The 18,890-nt window shown below is 66.0% G+C and carries 17 protein-coding genes; 5 read left to right on the forward strand and 12 right to left on the reverse strand.

Features of this window, described 5'->3' with window-relative positions; genetic code table 11:
- Positions 1–849: an alpha/beta fold hydrolase gene (locus GON09_RS05520; RefSeq protein WP_213930943.1), complete on the forward strand. Its 849-nt coding sequence runs from the start codon at positions 1–3 to the stop codon at positions 847–849.
- Between the two features lie 15 nt (positions 850–864).
- On the opposite strand, the gene GON09_RS05525 is transcribed toward GON09_RS05520, so the two are convergent.
- The 4 genes from GON09_RS05525 to GON09_RS05540 form a co-directional block, all read right to left on the reverse strand.
- On the reverse strand, positions 865–1,416 hold the full coding sequence (locus tag GON09_RS05525; protein ID WP_213930944.1) for a dihydrofolate reductase family protein: 552 nt from the start codon (positions 1,414–1,416) through the stop codon (positions 865–867).
- A gap of 58 nt (positions 1,417–1,474) precedes the next feature.
- Positions 1,475–2,281, reverse strand: coding sequence for a glycoside hydrolase family 19 protein (locus GON09_RS05530; RefSeq protein ID WP_244865397.1), 807 nt, complete (start codon positions 2,279–2,281; stop codon positions 1,475–1,477).
- Positions 2,282–3,007: 726 nt separating this feature from the next.
- The gene (rsgA, locus tag GON09_RS05535; protein ID WP_307854320.1) at positions 3,008–4,057 is read right to left on the reverse strand and encodes a ribosome small subunit-dependent GTPase A; all 1,050 of its coding nucleotides are present in this window, start codon (positions 4,055–4,057) and stop codon (positions 3,008–3,010) included.
- Between the two features lie 102 nt (positions 4,058–4,159).
- Positions 4,160–4,822 (reverse strand): class I SAM-dependent methyltransferase, encoded by a 663-nt coding sequence (locus GON09_RS05540; protein WP_213930945.1) that lies wholly within the window; start codon positions 4,820–4,822, stop codon positions 4,160–4,162.
- Positions 4,823–4,952: 130 nt separating this feature from the next.
- Between GON09_RS05540 and GON09_RS05545 the strand changes: the two genes are divergently transcribed.
- Positions 4,953–6,260 carry an alpha-hydroxy-acid oxidizing protein gene (locus tag GON09_RS05545; protein WP_213930946.1) on the forward strand — a complete coding sequence of 436 codons (1,308 nt, stop codon included), beginning with the start codon at positions 4,953–4,955 and terminating at the stop codon, positions 6,258–6,260.
- Between the two features lie 8 nt (positions 6,261–6,268).
- Here GON09_RS05545 and GON09_RS05550 read toward each other — a convergent pair whose 3' ends face one another.
- The 6 genes from GON09_RS05550 to GON09_RS05575 all read right to left on the reverse strand — a co-directional run bounded on the left by GON09_RS05550 (position 6,269) and on the right by GON09_RS05575 (position 12,608).
- Positions 6,269–7,342: a YeiH family protein gene (locus GON09_RS05550; protein ID WP_213930947.1), complete on the reverse strand. Its 1,074-nt coding sequence runs from the start codon at positions 7,340–7,342 to the stop codon at positions 6,269–6,271.
- Positions 7,332–8,900, reverse strand: coding sequence for a long-chain-fatty-acid--CoA ligase (locus tag GON09_RS05555; RefSeq protein WP_213930948.1), 1,569 nt, complete (start codon positions 8,898–8,900; stop codon positions 7,332–7,334). The genes GON09_RS05550 and GON09_RS05555 overlap by 11 nt, the downstream gene beginning before the upstream one ends.
- Positions 8,901–8,913: 13 nt before the next feature.
- Positions 8,914–9,525, reverse strand: a complete 612-nt coding sequence (locus GON09_RS05560; RefSeq protein WP_213934298.1) for an RBBP9/YdeN family alpha/beta hydrolase — start codon at positions 9,523–9,525, stop codon at positions 8,914–8,916.
- A gap of 59 nt (positions 9,526–9,584) precedes the next feature.
- The gene (locus tag GON09_RS05565; protein ID WP_213930949.1) at positions 9,585–10,637 is read right to left on the reverse strand and encodes a 3-keto-5-aminohexanoate cleavage protein; all 1,053 of its coding nucleotides are present in this window, start codon (positions 10,635–10,637) and stop codon (positions 9,585–9,587) included.
- Between the two features lie 53 nt (positions 10,638–10,690).
- Complete coding sequence (locus tag GON09_RS05570) at positions 10,691–11,539, reverse strand: TauD/TfdA dioxygenase family protein (protein WP_213934299.1); 849 nt, start codon at positions 11,537–11,539, stop codon at positions 10,691–10,693.
- 94 nt (positions 11,540–11,633) lie between these two features.
- Positions 11,634–12,608: a quinone oxidoreductase family protein gene (locus tag GON09_RS05575; protein WP_213930950.1), complete on the reverse strand. Its 975-nt coding sequence runs from the start codon at positions 12,606–12,608 to the stop codon at positions 11,634–11,636.
- A 173-nt stretch (positions 12,609–12,781) separates the two neighbouring features.
- On the opposite strand from GON09_RS05575, the gene GON09_RS05580 reads away from it, so the two are divergent.
- From GON09_RS05580 to GON09_RS05590, 3 genes are all read left to right on the forward strand, one after another.
- Positions 12,782–13,792 carry an AraC family transcriptional regulator gene (locus GON09_RS05580; protein ID WP_213930951.1) on the forward strand — a complete coding sequence of 337 codons (1,011 nt, stop codon included), beginning with the start codon at positions 12,782–12,784 and terminating at the stop codon, positions 13,790–13,792.
- Between the two features lie 241 nt (positions 13,793–14,033).
- Positions 14,034–14,174, forward strand: coding sequence for a hypothetical protein (locus tag GON09_RS28290; RefSeq protein WP_244865398.1), 141 nt, complete (start codon positions 14,034–14,036; stop codon positions 14,172–14,174).
- A gap of 29 nt (positions 14,175–14,203) precedes the next feature.
- On the forward strand, positions 14,204–15,601 hold the full coding sequence (locus tag GON09_RS05590) for an MFS transporter (protein ID WP_213930952.1): 1,398 nt from the start codon (positions 14,204–14,206) through the stop codon (positions 15,599–15,601).
- Between the two features lie 59 nt (positions 15,602–15,660).
- Here GON09_RS05590 and GON09_RS05595 read toward each other — a convergent pair whose 3' ends face one another.
- Positions 15,661–17,076 carry a phytoene desaturase family protein gene (locus GON09_RS05595; protein WP_213930953.1) on the reverse strand — a complete coding sequence of 472 codons (1,416 nt, stop codon included), beginning with the start codon at positions 17,074–17,076 and terminating at the stop codon, positions 15,661–15,663.
- The gene (locus GON09_RS05600) at positions 17,073–18,890 is read right to left on the reverse strand and encodes a DUF3556 domain-containing protein (protein ID WP_213930954.1); all 1,818 of its coding nucleotides are present in this window, start codon (positions 18,888–18,890) and stop codon (positions 17,073–17,075) included. Before GON09_RS05600 ends, GON09_RS05595 begins: the two co-directional genes overlap by 4 nt.

Here is an 18,890-nt window from a genome sequence, read left to right on the forward strand (position 1 = left end):
ATGGCGGACTCGACACCCTCGCGTAGCGGACATCTGCCGATCGACGGTCTGAGCCTCTACTTCGAGGTGCACGGCGAACTCGACGGGTTCGCTCCGCTGCCGCTGCTGCTGATCCCCGGCGCGTTCATGAGCACCGAGTCGATGCCGTCCTGGGTGACCGCATTCGCCGACCAGCGCCCGGTGATCATCTTCGATCAGCAGGGTCACGGTCGTACCCCGGACACCGACCGTCCGATGTCGTACGAGCAGTTCGGCGACGATGCGGCGGAGCTCCTGCGGGCTCTGAATGTCGATCGTGCGGACGTGATGGGCTATTCGCAGGGCGGCGGGGTGGCGTTGCAGCTGGCGCTCCGACATCCGGATCTCGTCGGAAAGCTGGTCTCCTTGTCTGCCACGTACCGGCAGGACGGTTGGTATGCGTCGGTGTTCGAGGGCATTGAGGGACTCGACGTCGAGACCCTTGCCGGTACCTCGATCGAGAAGGCATTCATGGAGCACACGCCCGACCCCGCGGCGTTCGCCGCCTACCTCGAGAAGATGAAGGTTCTGAATATCGAAGACCAGCAGATCAGCGACGCGCAGATGCGATCGATCTCTGCGCGCGCGATGGTGGTCGTGGGCGATGCGGACGGAGTGAAGCCGGAACATGCGGTAGCGATGTTCCGGCTGCTCGGCGGTGTCGACGATGAAGCAGCAGCGACAGGGATACTGCAGAGGGTTCCTCGGGCACGCCTGGTGATCCTGCCCGCGATGTCACACCTCGGTATCTCCGGAGAGGCGGACGTGCTGGTGCCGATGGTGACGGCGTTCCTCGACGACGTCCCGCCGGTGACGCCCGAACTGTTCTGAACCGACCGACGATCCTCAGTCGGCGATATAGCGCAGCATCACGGCGGTCGCGAACTGTCGGGTCTCGACCAGACGCAGATCCACGCGCTTCGCCAGGGGCGGGAACATCGGTGTGCCACCACCGAGCAGGACGGGTGAGACGAACACCTGGTACTCGTCGATGAGACCGTGCGCAATCAGCGACGCGGCGAGGTTCGCCCCACCGACCTCCATGACGCCGTCTCCCTCGGCCTTGAGCCTGCGCACCTCCTCCACCGCGTCGTCGCTGACGAGGCGACTGTTCCAGCGCACCTCGGTGAGAGTGCGGGAGAACACGACCTTGGGCGTGGTCGTCCACAGCTCGGCGAAGTCGCGTTCGATGGGCGAGGCGTCCTTCGGCAGGTGCGGCCAGTACTCGGCCATCAGCTCGTACATCCGCCGACCGTGCAACGAGAGCTCGAGCTGACGGAACCGGTCGTTGTGGAACTGGTGCAGTTCTTCGTCCGGATCGGTCCAGTCGATGTTGCCGTCACGGTCGTTGATGTAGCCGTCGAGGGACACGCCGAAGTCGTAGATCAGTTTCCTCATGATCCGATAGACCGGCGGCGCGCCCCGAACTCATCGGTCCGGTCCGACCGTGCCGGGCTTACGGCTGGAGCAGCACGTCCAGGCCTCGCTTGAAATCGTCGACGCGACGCCCGAGTGCATGGTGACCGCCGTTGACGAGTTCGGAAACCCGGACGATCCCTGCGGTGTCCGCGACCTCGTTGAGGTTGCGCGACGTCCAGTACCAGGCCGCGGTGGTGAAGGCGTTCTCGGGTGCAGCGAGCAGCTCGGGGTGTGCGACGAAGTCGACGCCGATGTGCTCGCTGACCTTCTCGTAGTTGTGACGGCCCGTGATCTGGATCGCGCCGCGGCCCTTGTAGCGCTCGCCGTCTCCGGGATGGGTGTTGCCGAGGTCGGCACGGCCCTCGTAGGCGCGTCCGGACGCGTACTCCTCGAAGGTACGGAAGGAGTCCGATTCGACGGCGAGTTGGGCGATGAACGCCGCCTGACGGACCGGGTTGTCGATGCTGCTGCGCATCATCGCCTCGTTCAGCGGAGCGATGTACTGCTCGACCTTCTCTGCCGGGATACCGGGCACGATGCGGGTCAGCTCCTCGGGGGTGACGGCAGGCGGCGCGGGGGTCGTCTCGGCGACGAGTTCGACCACTTCGGTCCCCTCTGCCGAGTCGGTCTCTTCCTCGTGGTCCGTCACGGTCCAGCCGTCCGCGGCCAGGGCGTCGAAGTCGAGCGCCCGGAGGAGGTCGCGGGGCTCCTGGAAGCGGGTAGGGGCGGGGGTGGTGGGTGCGGTGTCGGCCTGGGCGGCGGAGGTACCGACGCCGATCGCGGCGGTGAGGACGGCCGCGGCGGAGACCGTGGCACGGAAACGGCGCAATGATGAAACGGACAAGGGTCGTGCTCCAAGATTCGCCGAAACTGGTTCGGCCTTCGAACGGGGCCGCGGGTATCGCCGGCGGGATCGGTACCACCGCACAGAGCGTCATCACGCAACCATCAGGTCACAACCAGGTAACGTCGCAGGTCGAGAGGTTTTCAAGCAATCGTGACTGACGCCACCCGAACTCCGAACAGTGATGTGCGTCATGCTCGAGAGTTGATCATTGCGCCCACCGATCCCGTCCCGACCGGCAAGAAGCGGTCGCGGCGACATCCGGCCGAGCTCACCCCTCATACGCCGAGATCGACACCTTCTTCTCGAATTCCTTGTGCGGCAATACCATCAACCATCCAGGCGCACGTGCGGAACGTTCACCTCACACGTGATAGATCGCGCTCGACCTGTGTCGACCCCATCGGGAAACAGAACGGTTCGATTCGCCTCCGTAGACACCCGGCCACACCCCGACCCGTGACCTTCTCGTGTCCGACGACACACCTCGATAACGCACCGCCGCGACCCCGCCGAGACCGTCCGCATTCACTGCGCACCGGACGGCAGCGGAAGTACCGACCGGTATGTTCACACAGGTCGAAGGCCCCGACCGTTCGGTCGGGGCCCGTCGTTCTCGGCGCGGTGAACCGGGGTTGACGCGGCGTGTTGCAGTAGCGAGCCCCGGTTGATCGCGTATGAATCGCGAAGCGGTACCGACCGCCCTGTACGTCGCGCCGAGAACGCTCAGCGGTCTCGGAAGTACGCTCGGATCGCCCGGCTCATCACCTTGGCCTCGCGGGTGCGCTCGTGCCTCAACCGCGCGTCAGCTCGGGCCGCCATCCACTCGTTCTCGCGTCGCAGCTTGCGATGGCTCTCCACTCGTCGCGCATCGAGATCACCGCATTCGACGGCGGCGCGAACCGCGCATCCCGGTTCTGTCTCGTGCGCACAGTCCGCGAAGCGACAGTGCTGCGCGAGTTCGTCGATCTCGGGAAAGGCAGCGGCAATGCCGGCACCGGCGTCCCACACGCCGACGCCGCGCAGACCCGGCGTGTCGATGAGGGTCATGCCGTCGCCCAGCGGAAACATCTCGCGGTCGGTGGTGGTATGTCGACCTTTGCCGTCACCCTGCCGCACCGGCGCCGTTGCCTGGAGGTCGCGACCGCACAATGCGTTGACCAGAGTCGATTTCCCCGCACCGGACGAACCGAGGAACACCACGGTGCCGTGGATCCGGTCGCGCAGCTCGCCGAGTCCGGATCCGTCCGGCGCACACACCTCGACCACGCTCGCTCCCGGCGCGAGCGCGACGACCCTCTCGAGTACCGGTTCGGTCGCGAGGTCGACCTTCGTGAGCGCGACGAGCGGCTGGGCCCCACTGTCCCAGCCCAGAGCCAGCAGGCGTTCGACGCGGCCGAGGTCGACGGTGTCGGCCGCGACCGTCACCACGACCGTGTCGACGTTGGCAGCGAGGACCTGCTCCTCCGAGCGGCCCGACGCGTCGGCGCGACGGATCGCACCGGTACGCGGCAGCACTGCGTAGACCGTTCCGATCGTGTCGCCGTCGGAGGCCGGGCCGCGCACGATCACCCAATCACCGGTGCAGACATGGTGGCCCGACGCCCGTACCCGCAACGATCCTGCGGATGTGACAGCTTCGCCGAGTCCACGACCGGATCGTACGATCCGGCCGGGAATTCCCTGAATGTCGCTGTCCGCGAACCGCTCCGCGACCTGCTGGGACCAGCCGTACTCACACAGCGGGTCGGCTCCGGGCAGGACATCGAGGTGCACTGTGACTCCTGGGTCATGGTGAGTCGCGGGTGGTCCGCTTCGACAGATCCGATAGTGAACTCCGCGTCCCGGCAATGCAATCGAATTTCCGCGTGTGCGCCCTCAACCGCGGTGCGCCGACAACAACCATGCCGGGAGCATGGACCGGCCCTTCTCGTCGCGCTGCCACATCGCCGCGTCCCGCTCACCGAGCAACGCATGCACGAACGCCGGGCGCAGGTCGTCGACGGTCCAGTACTCGGCAACCGCCTCGCGCAGCTCGTCGTCGGTCACCGGGTTGGGTCCCTGTCCTTCGGGGAAGGCACCTTTCGCGAACGCCAGCACGAAGTAGGACGCCCCCGGGGCAGCCGCACGGGCGACGGAGCTCAGGTAGTTGCCGCGCCCATCCACGGGCAGCGAATGGAACAGGGTGCTGTCGACGATCGTCGCGAACCGGCCGTCGAAACCCGTGAACGAACAGATATCGGCCACCTCGAAGGAGGCCGTCGTCAGGCGCCGCTCCGTCGCGGCCGCCCGAGCGGCCGCGATGGCTGTCGGCGACAGATCGAGACCGACGACCGTGTACCCCTGTGCCGCCAGGTGAAGCGAGGTCTCGGCATGCCCGCAGCCTGCGTCCAGCACATCGCTGCGGAATCTGTCCTCCGCGATCAAGCGGGCGATCTCGGGCTGAGGTTCGCCGATGTTCCAGGGTACGGGGCCCGAAAACCCTTCGGCGACGCCCCGGTAGATGTCGTCCCACGGTGCGACCTGGCCGTTCTCGGTCATAGCTTCGACGGTACGCCCGTCACAGGATTCGCCGTGTCGATTCGAAGTGGGGTACCGATGACCGGTTTCATGGTCCAGGGTTGTGGGGAAAGATCGGAACGCCACCGCGCTCGAGAAGGGGAGTTCACTCGTGACCGATACAGCCGCATCTGTGCCCACCGGCCCCGGCCGGGAACGTCAGGGGATCGTGTACCGCGACGGCGCGTTGGGCCGTCGCCCTGCGGTTCCGGCCGACTTCGGCAAGCTCGAACGTGCCGCGCGTCGCGCCGTCTCGAAGCGGGCCTGGGCCTATGTCGCAGGCGGCGCCGGCGAGGGACGCACGATGCGCAACAACCGGCGTGCGTTCGACCGGTGGACGATCGTTCCGCGTATGGCGCACGGGGTCACCGAACGTGACTTGCGTACGACCGTGGCCGGCACGTCGCTCTCGTCTCCGCTGTTGCTCGCGCCGATCGGAGCCGGAGCGTTGATGGCAGCGGACAGCGACCTGGCGATCGCGCGGGCGGCTGCCGCGACCGGCGTGCCGTACATCTTCTCCAATCAGGGATGTGATTCCATGGAGGACTGTGCCGCCGCGATGGGTTCTGTGTCACGCTGGTTCCAGCTCTATTGGAGTTCCGACGAGGATCTCGTCGACAGCCTGCTGCGACGTGCCGAAACGGCCGGCGCCGAAGCCGTGGTCGTCACGCTCGACACGACGATGCTGGGGTGGCGTCCTCAGGACCTGAACCTCGGCTCGTTGCCGTTCGCACGTGGAGAGGGCATCGCCCAGTACACCTCGGATCCCCGCTTCCGCGACATCGTCCGGAGGCGGATCGACGCTGCCCGCGACATGGTCACGGAGCGACCCGATGTCACCCTGGGTGCAATTCGCACACTGCTGTCGATGACTCGCAATTACCCGGGCAAGTTTCTCGACAACCTGCGCTCCCCCGTACCGCGCGCCGCCGCGGAGACATTCCTGGATATCTACTCCAATCCGGGACTGAGCTGGGAGCACCTGGCGACGCTGCGTGATCGGACTCGACTTCCTATCGTGCTCAAGGGAATTCTGCATCCGGACGACGCGCGTCGTGCTATGGACCTCGGTGTCGACGCCATCGTGGTGTCGAACCACGGTGGACGCCAGGTCGACGGGTCGATCGCCTCGCTCGATGCCCTGCTCGACATCCGTGCCGCGATCGGACGGGAGCCGACCGTCCTGCTGGACAGCGGGATTCGCAGCGGGGCCGACGTCTTCGTCGCACTTGCACTCGGAGCCGACGCGGTGCTGCTCGGCCGGCCCTATATGTATGGGCTGGCGATCGCGGGTCGGCGCGGCGTCGAGGAGGTGATCCGCAACGTGATCGCCGAGTTCGACCTCACGATGGCATTGGCGGGTGCGCGGTCGATCTCCGACATCGACGAACGGTTCGTCCGCTCGAATCCCTCCTTCTGAGAGGAGCCTCAGCCCACCAGCACGACGCCGACGAACGCCATGAACACCACCCACAGCGTGGCGGCAGCCGCGAGCGCGAACGGCCGTAGACCGACCGAGCGCAGCAGCCCCACCCGAACCCCGAGACCCAACCCGAACATCGCTGTGGTGAGCAGCGCCGACTGCACGAGCGCGGCCTGATCGATCACGACGTCGGGGAGCAGACCCGACGACCGCACCGCCACCGATGCGAGGAACCCGATCACGAATATCGGCACCAGAGGCGGCTGCCGGCCGGTCGTGCCGTCGGAGGCGCCCGCGTCGCGAGTGCGTCGTCGCTGCACGACGCCGAGGTATGCCATCACCGGGGCCAGCATCAGGACACGGGCGAGCTTGACCACAGTGGCGATAGCGAGGGCTCCGCCACCGATCATTCCGCCGGCGGCGACCACCTGTGCGACCTCGTGGATCGCCCCACCGGCGAGGATGCCGGACTGCCGGTCGTCCATCCCCAGGGCTCCTGCCAACAGCGGAACCCCCGGAATCATCAGAGTGCCGAAGACGACGACCAACGCGATCGAGGTGACCACCTCCCTGTCCTTCGCGTCGACGACACCGTCGGCGGCAGCCACCGCTGCGGCGCCACAGATCGAGAATCCGCACGCGATGAGGACTCGTTGAGTCCAGGACAGCCCGAGGATCCGGCCCAGGTACATCGTGCCCGTGATCCCGGCCGCGACGATGACCACAACGAGGGCGATGACCTCCCAACCGAGGGCGAGGATGTCGTGGAACATCAGTTGGAGCCCGAGGACGGCGATGCCGAGGCGCAGCAACCGCTTGGTGGAGAAGTCCACGCCGGGTCTGATCCACGCCGGAGCGGGAATCAGATTGGCTACCAATGTTCCGAGCACGATCGCGATCAGCATCGGGTTCACGGCGGGGAGCAGCCGGCCGATCCCGATCGCGAGTGCGGCGCCGACCGCGCACACCCCGATGCCTGCGGCGAGGGCGACCGCGCGGGACCGCGGCGAGCCTCCCGACGTCTTCTCCGGTAGGGCGACCGCCTGCGGCGCCGGTGTCACGTCCACGTCACCCGACATCCGGCGACCCCTGCTTCGTCGATGCCGTGGTGACGAGTTCGCGTTTGAGGATCTTGCCCGTCGCGGTCGTCGGGAGTTTCGTGACGAACTCGATCGACCGCGGATATTTGTATCCCGCCATCCGGTCGCGGCACCAGGAGATCAGCTCCCCTTCCGTGACCTGCTCCCCTGCCGCGAGGACGACGAACGCCCTGACCTCTTCGTTGTACACCTCGTGAGGGACGCCGATCACCGCTGCGAGTGACACCGCCTCATGGGTGATCAGTACTTCTTCGATCTCTCGGGGGTAGACGTTGAAGCCGCCGCGGACGATCAGATCCTTCGCTCGGTCGACGATGTAGTAGAAGCCGTCCGCGTCCCGGCGAGCGAGGTCGCCGGTACGCAGCCAGCCGTCCCGCACCACCTCGGCGGTTTCCTCGGGCCGCCCGAGATAGCCGGACATGACGTTGTGTCCGCGCAGTGCGAGTTCTCCGATGGCGTCGACGTCCGTGACGGTGTTCCAGTCGGCGTCGACGAGGCGGGCCTCGACTCCCCATACCGGGACGCCGATCGATCCGGCACGTGGGTCGCGTTCCGGGTCGCTGAACAGGGCAAGCGGGGAGGTCTCGGACAGCCCGTAACCCTCGAGGATCCGGACGCCGAAGCGCTCGGAGAACCGGGTGAGGATCTCCACGGGCAGGGCTGCGCCGCCGGAGATCGCGCGACGCATCGTGGCCGCTATCCGGAGCACATCCACGTCCTCGTCCATTGCGTCGAGCAGAGCCCAGTACATCGTCGGGACTCCCGCGAAGACGGTGACATCCTCGTCGATCATCAATGTCAGCGCAGTGCGGGCATCGAAGCGAGGCAGGAGCACCAGGGTGGCGCCCACCGCCAACCCCGCGTTCATGGTCACGGTCTGGCCGAAGGAGTGGAACAGGGGCAGTGTGACCAGGTAGGTGTCGGGGCGTACCGGAGTGCTGTCGAACAGACGGTTCGCAACGAGTGCGTTCGTCACCATGTTCGAGTGCGAAAGACAGGCTCCCTTCGGTTTTCCGGTAGTGCCGCTGGTGTAGAGGATCACTGCCGTGTCCTGCGGTTCGCGTACCACCGAGGAGAAGGTGTCCGAGACGCCCGCCAGGGCAGCCTCGAGGCTGTGTGCGCGGTCGGATCCGCCGACAACGAACATGTCCCGGCACTGCGGGGCCGCGGCGAACCCGGCGCGGGCGAACTCGCCGATCGGCAGGTCCGGCCCGCCATCGAAGCAGAAGAGCGCCCGGGCACCCGAATCCTGGAGATGATAGGCGATTTCACGGTCCTTGAGCATGATGTTCAAGGGCACCACGACGGCGCCGGCCTTGAGGATTCCGAAGTAGACGATCGCGAACTCCGGCACGTTGGGCAGGGACATCGCGACGGTGTCGCCCGGCGCGATTCCACGCGCGATCAGTAGATCGGCCACACGGTTCGCGCCGGCGTCGAGTTCGCCGTAGCTGATGCGGGTGTCCCCCAGCACCAGTGCGTCCCGGTGGGGATACCGGCGGGCGGAGTCCTCCAGGAGAACGGACAAGTTGAGCATCGTGGGTTCGCTTTCAGGATTCGGACAGAACAGGGACGATCTCGGGCGTCGGTGCCGCGGAACGCTGAAGCAGTTCCTGCAGGAACAGGTCGGCGGCGGGCCAGTCGCCGAAGCCGGACGCCGGATTGAGGTGCCCGACCTCACCGAGGTCGACGAACCGACTGCCCCACGCCTCGGCCAGCCCTGCGACCCGTCGCCGGTCTGCGAGGGGATCGTTGCTGCTTGCTGCAAGGATGCTCGGGAAGGGAAGGCGGCGACGCGGTATCGGAAGCCAACCGCCCCGATCGAGGTCGGCCATGCTCGGATAGCTCTCGGGTAGCGGTTTCTCGAGGTCGGCCGGTGTTGCGAGCAGCGCACCGAGAACCGGTCTGGTCGATGTGTGCGCCCAGTGCACGGCAATCAGAACACCGGCACTGTGCGCCACCAGCACCACCGGCCCGTCGATGTCGCTGACGACCGTGTCGAGGGCGGCGATCCGTGCGGCCAGACTCAACCGGTCGTGTTCGAGCGGAGGTACGGTGCGCACCCGGTCGAGTCGATCGGCGAGCAGTGTCTGCCAGTGGTCGGCGACGTGGTCGCGCAAGCCGGGCACGACGACCACGGTCGGTTCGATATCGTCGTTCATCATTCTCCGAAACCTTCTTCCACACAGCGCATTACCGATATCAGCGGAGCAAGGATGTCTCAGCCGTGCTGGGTGAATCCGACCTGACCGGGACGGCGGTTGGGGGCGTAGCCGAGCTTGGCGAGGGTTTCGTCGGCGTCGCGGTAGGTTTCGCCGATCCGGTAGATCTCGCGGGCTTCCTTGCCGGTGGCGACCTCACGACCGAGTTCGTCCGCGATGCGGACCAGCTGCCGGATCTGCTGCACCGACGTCAGCTTCTCGCCCTTGCGACCCCAGAGGGTGTCCTCGTTGCCGCAGCGGGTGTGCAGCCCCATCGCGATGGCCATCGCGTTGACCGGCAGCACCGAACGCATGAGGGTTTCGAGGGTCAGGCACGCCCCGTCGGGCACGCGCTGGACGAAGTTCATGATGTTGTACGGGTTCGGTCCGTCGAAGCCGCCGCCGATACCGACCCAGGTCAGGTTGAGGGGGCCGGTGTAGATGCCACGCCGGATGAGTCGCTCGACGGTTTCGAGTTGCGGGATGGACGAGAGCTGGAAGTGCGGCTGGATTCCGGCGATCTGCAGTCGGCGTAGGTGCTCCTCGACCCATTCGGGCCCAGCGGGCACCGTCATCTCCCGGTAGGTCACCGCGAGCTCCGGGCGTTCCATCGAGGTGCCGGCAATGTCGTCCGCGGTCATCAGTTCCATGATGTTCATCTGGCTCGTGTTGATGGCGATGGTCACCTGATCCGGCTTCGGGTCCAGTTCGGCGAGCATGTGCCGCACATCGTCCGAGAGCCACTTCGCCTCGGCACCTTCACCTTCCGGAGCGAACGAGATCGAACCACCGACCTGCAGGATCATGTCCGGAACTGCTTCGCGCAGACGGGAGAGCAGTTCGTTGAACTTCGACAGTCGCTTACTGCCCTTGCCGTCGAGTTCACGCACGTGGATGTGCAGCACCGTGGCTCCGGCCTCGTAGCAGTCCACCGCCTGCTGGACGTGCTCGTCCATCGTCAGCGGCAGGTCCTCCGGGAAATCCTCCGGTTCCCATTCCGGTCCGTACGGGGCGGCGGTGATGACCAGCTTCTCCTGGCATTCGGGGAACAAGGCATCGTCGTGGAAGTGCATGGCGGTCTCCTGGGGTCGGGTCGTGAAGTACTGAGGGAAAGGGATTTCGGTGGTCAGAAGGGCCGGTCGCCGACGATTCCGGCGCGCTCCATCTTTCGGACGGCCGGCCAGTAGTCCTGGACCGCGTAGTGCTGAGTGGACCGGTTGTCCCAGATCGCTACGCTGTTCGGTGTCCACCGCCAGCGGACCTGGTACTCCGGGATCGTCGCCTGGCTCTGCAGGTAACGCATCAACTCGCCCGCTCCGGGGGCGTAGTCGATACCGCAGCGGACGTTGTCCGCATTGTGGAAGTTCGTGAAATGCGTGGTGAAGCTGTTGACGAAGAGGACCTTCTCGCCCGTTTCGGGATGGGTGCGGACAACGGGGTGTTCGGCGTCCGGGAATCGGTCCTTCAACTCGAGGCGCTTGTCGATCGGCAGTCGCGCACCGAATGAGGCCTCGATGCTGTGTCGTGCGCGCAGCTCGGAGATCTGTTCCTTCACATGCTCGGGGAGCCGCTCGTACGCACGTGCCATGTTCACCCAGATCGTGTCGCCGCCGACGGCCGGGCCTTCGACGCAGCGGAGGACGGAGCCCATGGGCGGGTTCTCCCGCCAGGTGGCGTCGCAGTGGTAGGAATTCTCGAACGCCTCCGGCGGGCTGTCGAGGTCCTTGTAGATGCGGACCAGGCCGGGATGTTCCGGATCACTGCCGAGTACCGGATGGTCCTCGAGCGGGCCGAATCGTTCCGCGAGTGCGACGTGGTCGGCCCGGCTCATGTCCTGAGCCCGGAAGAACAGCACCTTGTATTCGAGCAGCAGCGCTTTCAGTTCGGCGAATCGTTCGTCGTCGCGGGCCACACCGGCGAGGTCCACGCCGTGCAGTTCCGCGCCGATGCTGCCGGTCAGTGGTCGTGCGTCCATCGAGTATCGGGAGCGTGCCTCGTCCCTGATGTGGGCATGGTCGGCGGTGGTGGTCATGACGGTCTCCTGGGCGTGACGGTGGGTGGATCGGATGTCAGAGCGAGAACACCGACGAGCCCACGCTGAGGCCGGCTTCGAGCTCGCGGTGTGCTTGTTCGGCGTCGGCGAGCGCGTATCTCTGGTTGATCTCGATCTCGATGTGTCCGGCTGCGACGTGGTGGAACAGGTCGTTCGCCAGTTCGGCCCGCTCGGCCGGATCGGCGATGTAGTCGGCGAGCGCAGGTCGGGTGACGAACAGCGATCCTTTGACGGCGAGGTCCATGGCATCGATCGGTGGGATGGGGCCGGAAGCCGTTCCGAAGGCGACCAGCAGGCCACGGCGGGCGAGGGAGTCGAGAGAGGACCGGAAGGTCGACGCGCCGATGCTGTCGTACACGACCGGCACGCCGACGCCGTCGGTGAGTTCGCGGACACGATCGGCGACGTCCTCCCGGGTGTAGACGATGACGTCGCCACACCCGTGGGCACGCGCCACCTCGGCCTTCGCGTCGCTGGACGTGGTACCGATGACGTTGATGCCCAACCGTTTCGCCCACTGACAGAAGATCAGCCCGACTCCGCCGGCTGCGGCGTGCAGCAGAACCGTGTCACCGGCTCGCAGCGGGTGGATGCGGCGCAGAAGGTATGCCGCGGTCAAACCGCGCATGGTCATTGCGGCCGCGGTCTCGAACGAGATGTCGGGCGGTAGTGCGATCAGGTGGGCGGCGGGCATCACCCGTTCGGTGCTGTATGCCCCGAGGGGGCTGCCGGTATAGGTGACGCGGTCGCCTTCGCGGAAGTCGGGCACATCCGGACCGACGGCCTCGATCACACCGGCCGCCTCGACGCCCATGCCTGCCGGGAGCGGAGCCGGGTACATCCCGGTCCGGAAATAGGTGTCCGCGAAGTTCAGCCCCACGGCTTCGTGCCGGATCCGCACCTCGCCGGGGCCGGGATCGCCGACCTCGACGGTTCCCCATTCGAGGACCTCGGGGCCGCCCGTCTCGTGGAAGCGGATCGCGTGTGCCATCTGTGTTCTCCTTGAATGTCGGGCGTTCTGCCATCTCTGAGGGGGTGTGACGCCGATAACACGAGATTAATCAGGGAACACGAGGAATACTTACCCTCAGGGGACATACTTGTTGCCATTTGGGGACAGGCACCTTTCTGCCGCCGCAGCGGTGAGACCGAGGAGATGCCGCAATGACACTGCCGAAGCCTCTGGCGCGCTACGCCACCCTGACGGGGTTCGTCGACCTGGCACGTTCGCTCTCGGTCGACCCGATCGAACTGTTACGGAGTGAGGATCTGGACCCGGCAGGTCTGGACCTGCAGGACCGATGGGTGCCGGCCGCGTCGATCGTCCGATTGCTGGAATTGTCCGCTGCCGTCACCGCTCACCAGGATTTCGCGCTGAGGCTCGCCGAACGACGACGCCTGTCGACGCTCGGCCCCCTGAGCGTGGCGATCCGTGACGAGCCGAACGCCCGCAGCGCCCTGCGCATGCTGATCCGCTTCCAGCACACCTACAACGAGGCATTGTTCATCGACGTCACCGAACGCGACGGCCTGTCCACGATCGTTCTGCGCGTCGAACCGGGCGAACCCATGCCCGTGCGTCAGGCCACAGAACTCGCGGTCGCGGTCATCCATCAACTCCTGCAATACCTGCTCGGCGACCGTTGGCGGCCCGTGTCGGTGTGCTTCGAACACCGGAGGCCCGGCGACGACAGCACGCACCGTCGCGTCTTCGACGCACCCCTGGTCTTCGGTGGCAACTATTCCGGGATCGTCATGTACACCGGTGATCTGGATCTGCCCAATCGTCTCTCCGATCCCGTCCTTCGCAGTTATTCGCAGCAGGTCCTCGACGACCTCTCGGCGTCCGAGACCCCCACGCTCGATCGGCGGGTCCGGGAACTCGTCGAACTGCTGTTACCGACCGGGCGGTGCTCCGTCGAGCAGGTCGCGGCGAGCCTCGGCGTGGACCGCCGCACCGTCCACCGGCACCTGGCCAGGTCGGGGCAGACCTTCACCGCAGTCGTCGACGACACCCGCGCCGAACTCGCCCAACGGCTGGTGACGAGCGGGCGCCATACCTTCGCCGAGATCTCCGAGATGTTGTCGTTCTCGGCTCCGAGCGGCTTCTCGCGCTGGTTCACGCGTCGCTTCGGCATGACTCCCCGGGAATGGCGCAAGCGCTCCGAACCGTGAATGTCCCGAAACGTACAGAAGGACGTCCCCACGGGATAAGTAAGGGCGTAGCGCACCGATTAATGTGATGTGCACCACGACAACCGTGGACAGGCGTGCAAGCCCCGCCACCTCTTACTTCCTTCGCGTGAAACGAGTCCCGCGTGACGACAGAAGCCGACGCTACCCCAATCCTGGACGCCACGCGCCGACAGTGACATCGGAAATCTTTGTGGGACAACCTGTCCGATTGGGATCCGGAGTGGATGGAGCAGTTCATGGCGACGAGGTCGTCACCGTCGTGCAGATGGTCAGCTTTCCCCGGATCCATGCCTGCAATCTCGGTGTTCCGATTCTGGCGGAGGAACTCGAGGCGCAGCGTACCCGCCACACCGACTCCTGACCCATACCCTTCCCTACCGAGGAGCATCCATGGGAATTCTCCCCACCTCGATCGACACCTCCGTCGAACTCGACCGAAGGCCTCCGGGTATCGAGACGACCCCCGGCGACACCACCCCCGAGAGGCACCCGCGCAGGCGGATCCCGTACCCCTGGCTGGTCTTCGCGCTGACGTTCGCGCTACTGCTGTCCGACTACATGTCCCGCCAGGTGCTCAGCGCGGTCTTCCCGTTCCTGAAAGCGGATTGGGCCCTGTCCGATTCGCAACTCGCGTCGCTCACCAGCATCGTCGCCCTCATGGTCGGCCTGTTGACCTTCCCACTGTCGCTCCTCGCCGATCGTTGGGGTCGCGTGCGGAGCCTCACCCTGATGGCGGTGATCTGGAGCATCGCGACGCTGTTCTGCGCCGTGGCAGCCAACTACGAACAGTTGCTGATCGCTCGCTTCCTGGTCGGCGTGGGTGAGGCCGCTTACGGCAGCGTCGGAATCGCTGTCATCCTGAGCGTTTTCGTCCCGCGGGTCCATTCCGCGCTCAGCGGCGCCTTCATGGCCGGTGGCTCGTTCGGTTCGGTCATCGGCGTAGCGCTCGGCGGCGTCATCGCGGTACACCTGAGCTGGCGGTGGTCGTTCGCGGCCATGGCCGTGCTCGGCCTGATCCTCGTCGCCCTGTTCCGCGCCCTGGTCACCGAACGCAGACTGGCAGCGCACAAGATCTATCAGGACGCACAGCCATCCGAACCACCCACTCGTTCCGATTCACCGACCATCCGGGTGCCGATCTCGACACTGTTCACCAGCCCTGCGGTTTGGTGCGCCTATCTCGGTGGCGGCCTGCAGATGTTCACCGCCGCGGTGTTGTTGGCATGGACCCCCAGCTTCTTCAACCGCGAGTACGGCCTCGCCCCCGACAAGGCCGGGATGGTCGCGTCGATCTTCGTACTGCTGATCGGTACCGGCATGGTGGTGTGCGGGGTGATCACCGACCGGGTCAGCCGCACCAACCCGTCGGCGAAGTGGACCAGCGCCATCGCATTCTGTGTCATCTCGCTGGTGTCCCTCGGCATCGGATTCCAGCTGACACCCGGACCGGCGCAATTGACGCTCATCGGAATCGGCGCCTTCTTCGCCGCCGGGTCCTCCGGCTCCACCGCAGCCATGGTGGCACGGCTGACCCACGAGTCGGTCCGGGCCTCCGCACTCGGCACCCTCACCGTCGCCAACAACGTGCTCGGATTGGCAACCGGACCGTTCGTCGTCGGGGTCCTCGCCGATCGCCTGGGTCTGCTCGCCGCACTTCAATTGGCCCCGCTGGTCTACGCACTCGCGATCGTGTCATTGATCTTCGGTAGGCGTCTGTACGCATCCGGTGTGCAGAAGCTCGCGGACTACAGTGCCGCAGCAGCAGGCCGCTGCATGTCGACGCGGTAGCACCTCGGACAGAACGGATACCGAAGGCGCACACAGTGTTCGCGCCTTCGGTATCCGGTTCACCTCGCCAGATAGGCCAGCGCCGACCGGGCCGCGTGGTACCCGCACATCCCGTGCGCTCCGGCACCCGGTGGGGTCGCGGCCGAGCACAGATACACGCCGGGAACGCCGGTCGCGTACGGATCGAGGGCCGGCCGGGGCCGGAGAACGAGTTGCACCGCGGTGTTGGCGCCGGTGACGATGTCGCCTCCGACATAGTTCGCGTTGTGGACGGACATGTCGGTCGTCGTGCGCACGTGCACGGCGCGGATCGTATCGCGGAAGCCTGGGGCGAAACGTTCGATCTGCGCGGTGATCGCCTCGGTTGCGTCCCCGGTGTACCCGCTCGGAACATGCGCGTAGGCGTAGAGCGGGTTCAGGCCTCCTCTCGAGCGCGACGGGTCGGCCACGAACTGTTGTCCCACCAGTACGTAGGGACGGCCCGGCATGATGCCGCGGTTCACCTGGCGTTCTGCCGCAGCTGTCTCGGCGAACGAACCGCAGACGTGAACGGTGCCCGCGCGGCGGGACGGATCGTGCTGCCACGGCACGGTGCCTTCGATGGCGTATTCGACCTTGAACGCGCCGGGACCGTGCTTGTAACGACGATAGGCACGAGCGGTTCGCCGCGGCAGACGGTCGCCGACGATCCGCACAGCATCGGCGGGTGAGGTGTCGAGAAGCACCAAGTCGGGATTGCCGACTTCGCCGAGGGACTCGACCCGCACACCGGTTTCGATGGTGCCGCCGTTCTTCTCGACCAGCGAGACCATCGCCGCGGAGATGGCGCGTGACCCGCCCTGTGCCACCGGCCATCCGTAGGCATGCGCCGCGGTTCCCAGCGCGACACCGATCGCCGAGGACATCGGCGACGCCAAGGGACGTAGTGCGTGGGCCGCTACCCCACCGAACAAGGCGCGCGCTTCGGGCGTGGACCACGCGCGCGCAAGCACCTCCGCCGGCATCGCGGCGAACACTCCGAACCGGGCGAGCAGCGCCGGATGGGCCGGCACATGGAGCATCGGGCGAAGGAAATCCTCGGTGATACCGGTGAAGCGGTCGGTCAGCGAACCGAAGATGCGACGCCACGCGGCCGCATCCGTCCCCAGCGCTGCCGCGGTGTCCTCCACGGATCGGTAGGCCGCACCACCATGTCCGCCATCGAGCGGATGAGAGTACTGAATCTCGGGCCACAACCAGGTCAGGCCGTGTGCCGCGAGGTCGTACTGCCGGCTGAACGGTGTGTCCACGGCCAAGGGGTGGAAGCCGCTGCATTCGTCGTGGAGCAGGCCCGGCAGGGTCAGTTCGCTGCTCCGGGTGCCGCCACCGATCGTCCCGGCTGCTTCAAGCACTCGTACCCGTACGCCCTCGGAGGAGAGGACGACGGCGGCAGCGAGCCCGTTGGGCCCGCTGCCGACTATCACCGCGTCGGTCATGCTCCAACCTTGACACGGTCCGGCTCGACCTGCGGGTGGAGGTAGGTCGTCCCGGCCGGTTCGTAGCCGGACCTCCGCCACGTGACGGTGTGCCGGATCGGGCCGTTGGGCAGCCACGGCTGCTCCGAGACCGCATCCTCGATGTGGTAGTGCCCACGCTCGACGACACCGAGCGCAGCGTCGATCACCTTGTAATCCAGGGTCTTCCGATGGATCGGTTGGGATTCGATCCACACCACGACGCATTCTCCCGGCTCGAATCGGCACCGCTTCTGCACCGCGGTGATCGTCTGCTCGTTGTGGAGGTGACCGTCACCGAACTGCCAGCCCACAAGCGTGGTGCAGGTGAACTCCGCCTCGCGGATCCGGTAGTTCTCGAGTTTGTCGAGATGCCGCATCATCAGCGACATCAGACCGCGGCCCTGGCTGTGCATGGTGCGCCACGCGACCGCCTTCTGCATGAAGATCTCGGCGACCTCCTTGCCGTACGCCCCGCCCAGCTGGTCGATCTGGTTGGCGTTGAACTTGGTGAGGTTCTCGTTGAGCTTGTTCTCCGCCTCGTCGCCGCGGAAGGCCCACAACGCCGAGGCCCAGTTGCCCGCGTACTGACGCATCGAGGGCAGGAAGGAGACGAGATCGGGGCGCAGGTTCCCGAGGATGGGGAACAGCAGGAACGCCGTGAGAATCGGCACGAGCATCCAGACGGAGCTGACATCACCGAGCCCGTAACCGGCGCCGGCGGGGAACCCGCCGAAGAGCCAGACCGCGGCGAACATGTAGAACACATTCCATTCCAGCGGCACCGCGAGCGGGAAGGTCGAAGTGATGAAGATGTGGAACATGACCATGCCGATGATGGCGAGCCAGGTAATCGTCATGTTCGTGGAGAACAGCAATACCAGCGGGACTACAAGTTCGACGACGGTGCCGCAGACGTGGGCGAGGAACCAGCTGATCTTGGACGGGCGCAGGTCCTCCGGGAAATTGCGGTAGAGCGAGCGCTTGAACCGCTTGGACGTGATCCACGGGGTGTTGCTCAGCATCGGCGGGATCACGTTGGTGAAGTGGTGACCGAACTTCGACACGCCCGCACCGAACCACACGGTGACCAGGGCGATCTTCGCGGCCAGGATCATGTCGACGTGGTTGCCGAAGACGCCGAAGAAGAACATCACGGCGACGTACTGTTCCGAGCGTGCAGCCAGGAACACCACTCGATCGCGCAGGCCCATGAGGATGATGAGGCCGACGTAGGTCAGCAGTGCCCACTGCGGCAACAGCCCGGCCTCGCTGCCGGGCAGGGCACTGGTCGTCACACCGGGTCCGATCAGCAGGAACAACAGCGTCGCCAAGAGCGCGAAGTAGATTCCCACGTCGACGGCGGTGCGGTGGTCCCCCCGGGTGAACGGCACCACCTTCGGCCACGGTGGAAGCCGTAGTGTGTCGCGACGGGTCCAATAGCGCCAGCCACCGGTGAACGGCTTGAACTTGAAAGCCAAGGGTCCCGAGGACGAGGCGTAACCGGTGATCTCGAACAGGATGGTCCACACCATCAGCTTCTGGTAGACGATCGGCTCACCCCACCAACCCGCGAAGTCTCCGAAACTCAGACCGGGAGTAGTGATTCCGACGACTGCGACGCCGCCGAGGATGTAGAAGATCAGTTTGTACACATAAAGCATGTGCATCTGTTTCGGACCGCCGAATCCGTACTCGGCCCAGTGGGTTGCAAGGACGCGCATGCGTTCCATGAAGGGCATGTCGTCGTAGGTGGCGGGGTCGACCGGTGGCATGTCTGCCGTCTTGAATCCCAT

The sequence above is a fragment of the Rhodococcus sp. B50 genome, assembly GCF_013602415.1.
In the GTDB taxonomy this organism is placed as follows: Bacteria; Actinomycetota; Actinomycetes; order Mycobacteriales; family Mycobacteriaceae; genus Rhodococcus.